The following is a 10,730-nucleotide window of genomic DNA, read 5'->3' on the forward strand; positions in this document are numbered from 1 at the left end:
CCCTTGCGCTGGGGAATTTCGATGGGGGTGATCTCATCCTTGAAGCGCCCGGCCTCGATGGCGGCCAGCGCCTTCTGCTGCGAGGCGGCGGCGAAGGCATCCTGCTCCTCGCGGGCGATGCCGTATTTGTCCACCAGGTTCTCGGCGGTGATGCCCATGTGGTAGTCGTTGAAGGCGTCCCACAGGCCGTCGCTGATCATGCTGTCGACCAGCCCGGCATGGCCCATGCGCAGGCCGGTGCGGGCCTTGGGCAGCACGTAGGGCGCCAGGCTCATGTTCTCCATGCCGCCGGCGATGATCACCTCGGCATCGCCGCAGCGGATCGCCTGGGCGGCCAGGTGCAGGGCCTTGAGGCCCGAGCCGCAGACCTTGTTCAGCGTCAGGGCCGGCACGGCGTGCGGCAGGCCGGCGGCGATGGCGGCCTGGCGCGCGGGGTTCTGGCCACTGCCTGCGGTAAGCACCTGGCCGAGGATGACCTCGTCGACCTCGGCCGGGTTCAGGTCGGCCTGTGCCAGCAGGCGCTTGATGACCGCGGCGCCGAGTTCCTGGGCGGGAATGTTGGCCAGCGCACCCTGGAAGCTGCCGATGGCGGTGCGGGTGGCGGCGACGATGACGACGTCTTGCATGTGCGGGCTCCGTTGGATCGGATGTTGTTGTGGGAGAGCGGGCGCTTGCGGGGCTCTCTGGAATGTTCGCGAGCGAGCTCGCTCCTACGCGGGAGCGAGTGCGTTCAGAATGTCATTTCCGGCACTTCGTCGGGCACCACCAGCTCCCCGGCGGTCTTCGAGCGGATTTCCTCGACGCTCACGCCCGGCGCGCGTTCCCTGAGCACGAAGGCGCCGTTCTCGATTTCCAGATAGGCGAGGTCGGTCAGCACACGCTTGATGCAGCCGGCGCCGGTCAGCGGCAGGCTGCAACGGGGCAGCAGCTTGGACTCGCCGTTCTTCGAGGCGTGGGTCATCACCACGATGATGTTCTCGGCGCCGGCCACCAGGTCCATCGCGCCGCCCATGCCCTTGACCAGCTTGCCGGGGATCATCCAGGAAGCGATGTTGCCCTGCACGTCGACCTCGAAGGCGCCGAGCACGGTGAGGTCGACATGGCCGCCGCGGATCATGGCGAAGGATTCGGCGGAATCGAAGATCGAGGCGCCGGTGCGGGCGGTCACGGTCTGCTTGCCGGCGTTGATCATGTCCGGGTCCAGCTCGGCCTCGGTGGGGAAGGCGCCCATGCCGAGCAGGCCGTTCTCCGACTGCAGCATCACCTCGACGCCCTCGGGCACGTAGTTGGCGACCAGCGTCGGAATGCCGATGCCCAGGTTCACGTAGTAGCCGTCCTGCAGCTCACGTGCGATGCGCTGGGCCATCTGTTCGCGGGAAAGTGCCATGGTCTGTTCCTCTTGTTCTTGTCGTCAGCCGCGCAGGGTGCGTTTTTCGATGCGCTTTTCGAAGGTGCCGCAGATGATGCGGTCGACGTAGATGCCGGGCGTGTGGATCTGGCTGGGCTCCAGCTCGCCGGGTTCGACGATCTCTTCCACCTCGACCACGGTGATCCTGCCGGCGGCCGCCGCCAACGGGTTGAAGTTCTGTGCGGTGTGGCGGTAGACGACGTTGCCGTAATGGTCGGCCTTCCAGCCCTTGACGATGGCGAAGTCGCCGCTGATGGCGTGCTCGAGGATGTAGTGCCGGCCATCGAACTCGCGCACTTCCTTGCCCTCGGCGACCGGCGTGCCGTAGCCGGTGGCGGTGAAGAAGGCGGGAATGCCGGCGCCGCCGGCGCGCAGCTTCTCGGCCAGGGTGCCCTGCGGGGTGAGCTCGACTTCCAGGTCGCCGTCGAGCAGCTGCTTCTCGAACAGCGCGTTCTCGCCGACATAGGAGGCGATCATCTTGCGGATCTGCCGGTCCTCGAGCAGGACGCCGAGGCCGAAGCCGTCGACCCCGCAGTTGTTCGAGACCACCGTGAGGCCGCGGGTACCGCGGCGCCTGATTTCGGCGATGAGGTTCTCGGGAATGCCGCAGAGGCCGAAGCCGCCGGCCAGTACGGTCATGCCGTCCTGCAGGCCGTCGAGGGCTTCGGCGTAGGTGCTTACGCGCTTGTCGAAACCAGCCATGTCGCTTCCTCTTGTTGTTTTGTCTGGGCGGAGCCCGTTGTCCGGAAGTCTTGCCGGGGCCGGTTCCTTTGTTAAGTTTGTTTTTACGAGCGATTGATTTATAAAGCTCAACAATCGACAGGGTGGAGGCGGGCATGACGGTCAAGCAGTTGCGGGCGTTCCTCGCCGTCGCGCAGACGCTAAGCTTCGCCCAGGCCTGCGAGCGCCTGCACCTGTCGCAGTCGGCCCTGAGCCTGACCATCAAGGCGCTGGAAGACAGCCTCGGCGGCCGCCTGTTCAGCCGCACCACCCGCAGCGTGACCCTCACCCCCGAGGGCGAGACGCTGCTGCCGCTGGCCCGCCGGCTGCTGGCCGACTGGGACAACGCCGAGGACGAGCTGCGCCAGCGCTTCACCCTCCAGCGCGGGCGGGTGGCGCTGGCGGCCATGCCGTCGTTCGCCGGCAGCCTGTTGCCGCCGCTGCTGCGCACCTTCCGCGAGCGCTACCCCTCGATCGGCGTCACCGTGCACGACGTGATCAACGAGCAGGTGATGGACATGGTGCGCGACCGCCAGGTTGAGCTGGGCATCGCCTTCGAACCGGAAGCGAGCGCGCCGCTGGAGTTCGCCCCGCTGTACCTGGACCGCTTCGTCGCCGTGGTGCCGGCCGATTCGCCGCTGGCCGCACGCGGGCAGCTCGGCTGGAGCGAGCTGCTGGCCGAGCCCTTCATCACCCTGCAGCGCCCTTCGGCGGTGCGCCTGATGCTCGAGGAGCACCTCGCGCGCTGGGGGCTGAAACCGGCGGTGGCCTTCGAGAGCCACCAGTTGGCGACGGTCGGGCGGATGGTCGCCAGCGGCCTGGGCGTCAGCGCGGTGCCGGCGCTGTGTCGCGAGCCGATGCAGGAGCTGGGCGCCCGCTGCCTGGCGCTCGGCGACCCGGTGATCGAACGCCCGGTGGGCCTGATCACCAAGCCGGGCCACCAGCTGTCCTCGGCGGCGCAGGCCCTGGCCGACACCCTGCTCGGCGCGGACTGGGCCCTGCCGGGGCTCGCCGGCCAGGCCCGGCCCCCGGGTGGGCTTTAGTACCGTAGGGTGGGCCGGGCGGCGCTCCGCGTAGGGTGGGGCTTCAGCCCACCAATCGTGGCCCCGGATGGTGGGCTGAAGCCCACCCTACGGGTGCGGTACCTATCCCTGTGCGGTCTGACCGCGAACCTGATTCACACCGAGGTAGGCGTGGCTCCCATGGCATCCGTCTGCCCCAAGGTGCCCTTCTAAAACATGCCCTTCTAAGCTCATGCTGGCCCCTGGCCGTGCGACCTCTGTCGCAATTGACGGATCGAAAAGGCCTGCTTACGTTGACGTAAAGGTAAACGCAGCGGCACGCCTCCTGTCCGGGAGCGGCGCCGAGGCGACTCGTATTCCAATAACAATCAGTCGAGGATCCCCATGGCGCTTCCGAGCTATACCTGTGGCCCGCAAGGCAAACCGCTGCTGGCCATGACCATCGGCGAGGCGTTCGCCCGCACGGTCGAGCGATTTCCCGAACACGAGGCGCTGGTGGTGCGCCATCAGGGCGTGCGCCTGAGCTGGGCGCAGCTGGCCGAGGCGGTCGACCGCTGCGCCCGCGGCCTGCTGGCGCTGGGTCTGGAGCAGGGCGACCGGCTCGGCATCTGGGCGCCGAACTGCGCCGAATGGTGCATCGTCCAGTTCGCCACGGCACGCATCGGCGTCATCCTGGTGAACATCAACCCGGCGTACCGCCTGTCCGAGCTGGAGTATGCGCTGAAGCAGGCCGGCTGCCGCTGGCTGGTCTGCGCCGACGCCTTCAAGACCTCCGACTACCACGCGATGCTCGCCGAGCTGCTGCCAGAACTGGCGGGCAGCGAACCCGGCGCGCTGCACAGCCAGGCGCTGCCGGAACTGCGCGGGGTGGTCAGCCTGGGACAGACGCCGGCGCCGGGCATGCTCGGCTGGCAGGCCGTGCAGGCGCTGGCCGGGCAGGTGGACCAGGAGACGCTGGAGGTGCGCAGCGCCCTGCTGCAGTTCGACGAGCCGATCAACATCCAGTACACATCCGGCACAACCGGCTTCCCCAAGGGCGCCACGCTCAGCCACTACAACATCCTCAACAACGGCTACATGGTCGGCGAAAGCCTCGGCCTGACCGAGCGCGACCGGCTGGTGATCCCGGTGCCGCTGTATCACTGCTTCGGCATGGTGATGGGCAATCTCGGCTGCCTCACCCACGGCAGCACCATGATCTATCCGAGCGCCGCCTTCGAGCCGCGCGCCGCGCTGCAGGCGGTCGCCGACGAACGCGCCACCGCGCTCTACGGCGTGCCGACCATGTTCATCGCCATGCTCGACGAGCCGGCCCGCCGCGAACTGGACCTGTCCAGCCTGCGCACCGGCATCATGGCCGGCTCGATCTGCCCCATCGAAGTGATGAAGCGGGTGATCGCCGAGCTCAACATGCGCGAGGTGCAGATCGCCTACGGCATGACCGAGACCAGCCCGGTGTCGACCCAGACCGGGCCCGACGACGACCTCGAACGGCGCGTCACCAGCGTCGGGCGCACCCAGCCGCACCTGGAAAGCAAGATCATCGACACCCAGGGGCGGGTGCTCCCGCGTGGCGAGATCGGCGAGCTGTGCACCCGCGGCTACAGCGTCATGCTCGGCTACTGGAACAATCCCGAGGCCACCCGCGAGGCGATCGACGGCGCGCGCTGGATGCACACCGGCGACCTGGCGGTGATGGACGATGCCGGCTACATCCGCATCGTCGGGCGCAACAAGGACATGATCATCCGCGGTGGCGAGAACATCTATCCGCGCGAGATCGAGGAGTTCCTCTACACCCACCCGTGCATCTCCGACGTGCAGGTGATCGGCGTGCCGGACGGCAAGTACGGCGAAGAGATCGTCGCCTGGGTCAAGGTGCACCCGGGCGAGCAGTGCGATCCGCAGGCGCTACGCGAGTTCTGTGACGGCAAGATCGCGCACTTCAAGATTCCGCGGCATTTCCGCTTCGTCGACGACTTTCCCATGACCATCAGCGGCAAGGTGCAGAAATTCCGCATGCGCGAGATCTCCATGGCCGAACTCGGCCTATATGGCGGCGAGGGCGCCGACTGAGCGTTGCCGGCGAGGCAGGCATTGGCCAGCGACGGGCCCCTGTGGTATCAGCGCTAACCCTACCGCCGATCACGGGGCTCCAATGGACATCGACAGCCGATCGACCGGCCGGCCGCTGCCGGTCGCCGAACTCGTCCGGCAGCGCGTCGAACGAGCGCTGGCCGAGCGCGGCTGCCAGGCCGACGCTGCCCAGCGCCGCGCCATCGAGGCGCTCGCCGGCTGGCTGGCGCGCATCCTGCACAGCCGCCGCTGGCGTCGCCCGCCGCCGGCCGGGGTGTACCTGTGGGGCGGGGTGGGGCGTGGCAAGAGCTTCGTCATGGATCGCTTCTTCGAGGCCGCGCCGGTGGCGCGCAAGCGGCGCGTGCATTTCCACGCCTTCCTGCTGGAGGTGCAGGCGCGCATGGGCGATTTCGCCGGCCAGCCCGACCCGCTGCGGCGGCTGGCCCGGGCGCTGGCCGGCGAGGTGCAGCTGCTGTGCTTCGATGAATTCCATGTGCACGACATCGGCGACGCGCGGCTGCTCGGCCGCCTGCTCGAAGGGCTGATCGAGGCTGGTGTCGGGCTGGTCTGCACCTCCAACTACCCGCCACCCGGGCTGTGCCCGAACCCGCTGTACCGTGAACGCTTCGAGCCCACCATCGCGCTGATAGAAGCGCGCTTCGAGGTACTGGAAGTGGACGCCGGCGAGGACTACCGGCTGCGTCGCCAGGCCAGCCGCGAATGGGGCTGCTACCGCTTTCCGGCCGCCGCCGGCGACTGGCTGCCGGCCGAGCGCCCTGGGCTGCTGCGCGACCAGGTCCGCCAGGTGCACCATCGCGCCCTGCACCTGGCGGCGGTGGAGGAGGGCCGCGCCTGGCTAGCCTTCGACCAGCTGTTCCGCCAGCCGCGTGCGAGCCAGGACATGCTCTGGCTGTGCCGGCACTTCGCCGAACTGGACGTCGGCGTGTTGCCGCGGCTCGAGCGCGAAGGCACCGACGTGCTGCAACGCTTCGTCAATTTCGTCGACATCGCCTACGACGCCGGCACTCGCCTGAACCTGCACGCCGAAGCGCCGCCGGGCGAGGTGGTCAACGCCGAGGCGCATCCGGATCTGCAGCGCACGCTGAGCCGGCTGGCCGAGCTGCGGGTCCTGGTTCTGCCGGCCTGAGCGCCTGCGTTCGAGCCCGCATGCATTTCCCGCGGGCGGTCCGAAGCGAGCTGATCGAACTACCGTTCGGTAAACGAACACATAGTCGATTACCGCATTGTTGCGTTCAGGCTCGCTGGCTAAGGTCTTCGCACCGATAGACATCGGAACGCCGGAACCCAACGACGAGAATTCCCATGGCCGATCTTCTCTCCCTGTCCGAAGCCGTGCAGCGCTTCGTCAACGACGGCGATACCGTCGCCCTCGAAGGCTTCACCCATCTCATCCCGACGGCTGCCGGGCACGAGCTGATCCGCCAGGGCAAGCGCGATCTGACGCTGGTGCGCATGACCCCCGACCTGGTCTATGACCTGCTGATCGGCGCCGGTTGCGCGAAGAAGCTGATCTTCTCCTGGGGCGGCAACCCCGGCGTCGGCTCGCTGCACCGTCTGCGCGACGCGGTGGAGAGGGGCTGGCCACAGCCGCTGGAGATCGAGGAGCACAGCCACGCCGACCTGGCCAACGCCTACGTCGCCGGGGCCTCGGGTCTGCCGTTCGCGGTGCTGCGCGCCTACGCCGGCTCTGACCTGCCGAAGGTCAACCCGCTGCTCAGGTCGGTCACCTGCCCGTTCACCGGCGAGGTGCTGGCGGCGGTGCCGAGCGTGCGCCCGGACGTCACCGTGATCCACGCGCAGAAGGCCGATCGCAAGGGCAACGTGCTGCTCTGGGGCATCCTCGGCGTGCAGAAGGAGGCGGCCCTGGCGGCGCGGCGCTGCATCGTCACCGTCGAGGAGATCGTCGACGACCTCGCCGCGCCGATGAACGCCTGCGTGCTGCCGAGCTGGGCCATCAGGGCGGTCTGCGAGGTGCCCGGCGGCGCCCACCCGTCCTACGCGCACGGCTACTACGAGCGCGACAACCGCTTCTACCAGGCCTGGGACCCGATCGCCCGCGAGCGCGAGACCTTCGTTGCCTGGGTCGACGACTACATCCGCGGGACCCGCGACTACGCCGAATTCCAGCAGAAACTCGCCCAAGCCAACGCTGCGGAGGCCCGCTGATGAGCGCCTACACCACCAGTGAAATGATGACCGTGGCCGCCGCCCGCCGGCTGCAGAACGGCGCGGTCTGCTTCGTCGGCATCGGCCTGCCGTCCAAGGCCGCCAACCTCGCCCGCCTGACCTCCTCGCCGGACGTGGTGCTGATCTACGAATCCGGCCCGATCGGCGCCAAGCCCGAGGTGCTGCCGCTGTCGATCGGCGACGGTGAGCTGGCCGAGACCGCCGACACCGTGGTGCCCACCGCCGAGATCTTCCGCTACTGGCTGCAGGGCGGGCGCATCGACGTGGGTTTCCTCGGCGCCGCCCAGGTCGACAAGTTCGGCAACATCAACACCACGGTGATAGGCGACTATCACCAACCGAAAGTCCGCTTGCCCGGGGCCGGCGGCGCGCCGGAAATTGCCGGGAGCGCAAAGGAGGTGTTGATCATCCTCAAGCAATCGCATCGCACCTTCGTCGATAAGCTGGCGTTCATCACCTCGGTGGGCCACGGCGAGGGAGGCGACCACCGCCGGCAGCTGGGCCTGCCCGGCAAGGGCCCGGTGGCGATCATCACCGACCTGTGCATCATGGAGCCGGAAGCCGGGTCCAACGAATTCGTGGTCACCTCGCTGCATCCGGGCATCACCCGCGAGCAGGTGGTGGAGAACACCGGCTGGGCGATCCGCTTCGCCGACCGGCTGGCTGTGACCGCCGAACCCAACGAAACCGAGCTCGGCGCCCTGCGCGCGCTGGAAGCTCGCACCGCGGCCGCCCACGGCCAGAAAGGAGATGACCAATGACCCGTGAAGTATTCATCTGCGACGCCGTGCGCACGCCCATCGGGCGCTTCGGCGGCGGCCTCTCTGCCGTACGCACCGACGACCTCGCGGCGATCCCGCTCAAGGCGCTGCTCGAGCGCAACCCGGGCCTCGAGGCCGAGGCGATCGACGAGGTCTACATGGGCTGCGCCAACCAGGCCGGCGAAGACAACCGCAACGTCGCACGCATGGCCGCGCTGCTCGCCGGGCTGCCGGAAAGCGTGCCGGCGATCACCCTCAACCGGCTCTGTGCCTCGGGCATGGACGCGGTGGGCGCGGCCTTCCGCTCGATCGCCGCGGGCGAGGCCGAGCTGGTCATCGCCGGCGGCGTCGAGTCGATGTCGCGCGCCCCCTATGTGATGGGCAAGGCCGAGACTGCCTTCGGCCGCAGCCAGAAGCTCGAGGACACCACCATCGGCTGGCGCTTCGTCAACCCGCTGATGAAGCAGCAGTACGGCACCGACTCGATGCCGGAGACCGCCGACAACGTCGCCGACGAACACCGGGTCTCGCGCGCCGACCAGGACGCCTTCGCCCTGCGCAGCCAGCAGCGCGCGGCGGCGGCGCAGGAGTCGGGCTTCTTCGCCGAGGAAATCGTCCCGGTGGTGATCAGGAGCAAGAAGGGCGAGACGGTGGTCGACGCTGACGAGCATCTGCGCCCGGACACCACTGCCGAGGCGCTGGCCAGGCTCAAGCCGGTCAATGGCCCGGACAAGACGGTCACCGCTGGCAACGCCTCGGGGGTCAACGACGGCGCCGCGGCGATGATCCTCGCCTCGAAGGAGGCCGTCGAAAAGTACGGCCTCAGGCCGCGCGCGCGGGTCCTCGGCATGGCTGCCGCCGGCGTGTCGCCGCGGGTGATGGGCATCGGCCCGATCCCGGCGGTGCGCAAGCTGCTCGGCCGGCTGGGCAAGAAGGTCGAGGACTTCGACGTGATCGAACTCAACGAGGCCTTCGCCGCCCAGGCGCTGGCCTGCGTGCGCGACTTCGGCCTGCCGGACGACAGCGAGAAGGTCAACCCGCAGGGCGGCGGCATCGCCCTCGGCCACCCGCTGGGCATGAGCGGCGCGCGCATCGTGCTGACCACCGTGCACTGGCTGGAAAGGAACGGCGGCAGGCTCGGCCTGGCGACCATGTGCGTCGGCGTGGGGCAGGGCGTGGCGCTGGCGGTCGAGCGGGTCTGAAGCCCATTTCTGCAGCACATCCCCTCCGGGAGGGGCCGGGGTGAGGGCCGGGCGGCTCGGTGCCTGACCCTCATCCGGCCCTGCGGGCCCCCTTCTCCCGGGGGGAGAAGGGCAAGGCACGGTGCTGCCGGCAGCCTCCCGTGCACCTTCCGCCTCGCCGTTGTGCGACTATCGAATCTCGTTTTGAGGAGCCTTGCATGCCTGCCTTTTCCTTGCCCGGCGGCACCCTGAACTATCGCCTGGACGGTCCGGCCGAAGCGCCGGTACTGGTGTTGTCCAACTCGTTGGGTACAGACCTGCACATGTGGGACGCGCAGGTGCCGGCACTGTCCGAGCACTTCCGCGTGCTGCGCCTGGACACCCGCGGCCACGGCGGCTCGCTGGTCACCCCGGGGCCCTATTCGATCGAGCAGCTGTCCGGTGACCTGCTGGCGCTGGCCGATGGGCTCGGCATCGGGCGCTTCTCCTTCTGCGGCCTGTCCATGGGCGGGCTCATCGGCCAGTGGCTGGGCATCCACGCCGGCGACCGCGTCGAGCGGCTGGTGCTGTGCAACACGGCGGCGAAGATCGGCAACGATGAAACCTGGAACGGCCGCATCGACACCGTGCTCAAGGGCCGCGAACAAGCCATGCGCGAGCTGCGCGACGCCACCATCGCGCGCTGGTTCACCGCAGGCTTCGCCCGCACCCGCCCGGAGGTGGTCAAGCCGGTCGTGGCGGTGCTGGCGCAGAGCTCGCCGGATGGCTATGCGGCCAATTGCGCGGCGGTGCGCGACGCTGACTTCCGCGAGCAGCTGGGCCGGATCCGCGCGCCAACCCTGATTGTCTGCGGCGAGGCCGACCCGGTCACCACCCCTGCCGACGGCCGCTTCATGCAGGCGCGCATCGCCGGTGCGCAGCTGGTGGAGCTTCCTGCGGCGCACCTTTCGAACGTCGAGGCGGGTGACGCCTTCACCCAGCACCTGCTCGCCTTCCTGCGCGGCTAGGGTCGTTTCCTTCGGCCCCTCACCCCAGCCCTCTCCCCGGCAGGCGTCGGCGCAGTGCGGTGGTTCAATTCCCGCGGACACCTCGATAGGTGGAAAATCCACTGAAACGAGGAGTCATTCATGAGCCGTAAACGTCGATCCTTCGATGTCAGCTTCAAGCTGCAAGTCGTCCAGATGATCAAGGATCAGGGCCTGAGCGTTGCGCAGGTCTGTCGAGACATGAACCTGGGGGAAACGGCTGTGCGCCGTTGGCTCCAACAGTATGAGGCCGAGCTCTCGGGGCAACCTGGAATCGGCAAGCCTTTGACGCCGGAGCAGCAACGAATCCGCCAGCTTGAGGCGGAGCT

The 10,730-nt window shown here is 68.6% G+C and carries 11 protein-coding genes; 8 read left to right on the forward strand and 3 right to left on the reverse strand.

From position 1 onward, the window contains the following. The 3 genes from H610_RS0108280 to H610_RS0108290 all read right to left on the reverse strand — a co-directional run. A partial coding sequence (locus H610_RS0108280) for a thiolase family protein (RefSeq protein WP_028239231.1) occupies window positions 1-626 on the reverse strand: 626 nt, incomplete at its 3' end. Between the two features lie 104 nt (window positions 627-730). Beyond that, window positions 731-1,387, reverse strand: coding sequence for a CoA transferase subunit B (locus tag H610_RS0108285; RefSeq protein WP_028239232.1), 657 nt, complete (start codon window positions 1,385-1,387; stop codon window positions 731-733). 24 nt (window positions 1,388-1,411) lie between these two features. Further along, entirely contained in the window at window positions 1,412-2,110 is a 699-nt protein-coding gene (locus H610_RS0108290; protein WP_028239233.1) for a CoA transferase subunit A, read from the reverse strand. Between the two features lie 134 nt (window positions 2,111-2,244). Between H610_RS0108290 and H610_RS0108295 the strand changes: the two genes are divergently transcribed. The 8 genes from H610_RS0108295 to H610_RS0108330 form a co-directional block, all read left to right on the forward strand. After that, on the forward strand, window positions 2,245-3,171 hold the full coding sequence (locus H610_RS0108295; protein ID WP_028239234.1) for a LysR family transcriptional regulator: 927 nt from the start codon (window positions 2,245-2,247) through the stop codon (window positions 3,169-3,171). A gap of 363 nt (window positions 3,172-3,534) precedes the next feature. Then, window positions 3,535-5,226: an AMP-binding protein gene (locus H610_RS0108300; RefSeq protein ID WP_028239235.1), complete on the forward strand. Its 1,692-nt coding sequence runs from the start codon at window positions 3,535-3,537 to the stop codon at window positions 5,224-5,226. An 82-nt stretch (window positions 5,227-5,308) separates the two neighbouring features. Next, a complete protein-coding gene (gene zapE / locus H610_RS0108305) occupies window positions 5,309-6,373 on the forward strand; it encodes a cell division protein ZapE (RefSeq protein ID WP_043238066.1) in 1,065 nt (354 codons plus the stop codon). A gap of 176 nt (window positions 6,374-6,549) precedes the next feature. Further along, window positions 6,550-7,413, forward strand: a complete 864-nt coding sequence (locus H610_RS0108310) for a CoA transferase subunit A (RefSeq protein ID WP_028239237.1) — start codon at window positions 6,550-6,552, stop codon at window positions 7,411-7,413. Further along, complete coding sequence (locus tag H610_RS0108315; protein ID WP_028239238.1) at window positions 7,413-8,195, forward strand: CoA-transferase subunit beta; 783 nt, start codon at window positions 7,413-7,415, stop codon at window positions 8,193-8,195. The genes H610_RS0108310 and H610_RS0108315 overlap by 1 nt, the downstream gene beginning before the upstream one ends. Continuing rightward, window positions 8,192-9,397, forward strand: a complete 1,206-nt coding sequence (gene pcaF, locus H610_RS0108320; protein WP_028239239.1) for a 3-oxoadipyl-CoA thiolase — start codon at window positions 8,192-8,194, stop codon at window positions 9,395-9,397. The genes H610_RS0108315 and pcaF overlap by 4 nt, the downstream gene beginning before the upstream one ends. Before the next feature lie 197 nt (window positions 9,398-9,594). Continuing rightward, window positions 9,595-10,383, forward strand: coding sequence for a 3-oxoadipate enol-lactonase (gene pcaD, locus H610_RS0108325; protein WP_028239240.1), 789 nt, complete (start codon window positions 9,595-9,597; stop codon window positions 10,381-10,383). Window positions 10,384-10,503: 120 nt separating this feature from the next. Further along, window positions 10,504-10,730, forward strand: a 227-nt coding sequence (locus tag H610_RS0108330; RefSeq protein WP_028239241.1) for an IS3 family transposase, incomplete at its 3' end; no start/stop codon positions are given.

This window comes from Stutzerimonas azotifigens DSM 17556 (assembly GCF_000425625.1).
GTDB classification, from domain to species: Bacteria; Pseudomonadota; Gammaproteobacteria; order Pseudomonadales; family Pseudomonadaceae; genus Stutzerimonas; species Stutzerimonas azotifigens.

Bases quoted from the DNA above. Each gene is read 5' to 3' on its own strand.
- H610_RS0108315 (WP_028239238.1), top strand. From the start codon at position 7,413: ATGAGCGCCTACACCACCAGTGAAATGATGACCGTGGCCGCCGCCCGC.
- H610_RS0108295 (WP_028239234.1), top strand. From the start codon at position 2,245: ATGACGGTCAAGCAGTTGCGGGCGTTCCTCGCCGTCGCGCAGACGCTA.
- pcaF (WP_028239239.1), top strand. From the start codon at position 8,192: ATGACCCGTGAAGTATTCATCTGCGACGCCGTGCGCACGCCCATCGGG.
- H610_RS0108285 (WP_028239232.1), bottom strand. From the start codon at position 1,387: ATGGCACTTTCCCGCGAACAGATGGCCCAGCGCATCGCACGTGAGCTG.
- H610_RS0108310 (WP_028239237.1), top strand. From the start codon at position 6,550: ATGGCCGATCTTCTCTCCCTGTCCGAAGCCGTGCAGCGCTTCGTCAAC.
- H610_RS0108300 (WP_028239235.1), top strand. From the start codon at position 3,535: ATGGCGCTTCCGAGCTATACCTGTGGCCCGCAAGGCAAACCGCTGCTG.
- pcaD (WP_028239240.1), top strand. From the start codon at position 9,595: ATGCCTGCCTTTTCCTTGCCCGGCGGCACCCTGAACTATCGCCTGGAC.
- H610_RS0108290 (WP_028239233.1), bottom strand. From the start codon at position 2,110: ATGGCTGGTTTCGACAAGCGCGTAAGCACCTACGCCGAAGCCCTCGAC.
- zapE (WP_043238066.1), top strand. From the start codon at position 5,309: ATGGACATCGACAGCCGATCGACCGGCCGGCCGCTGCCGGTCGCCGAA.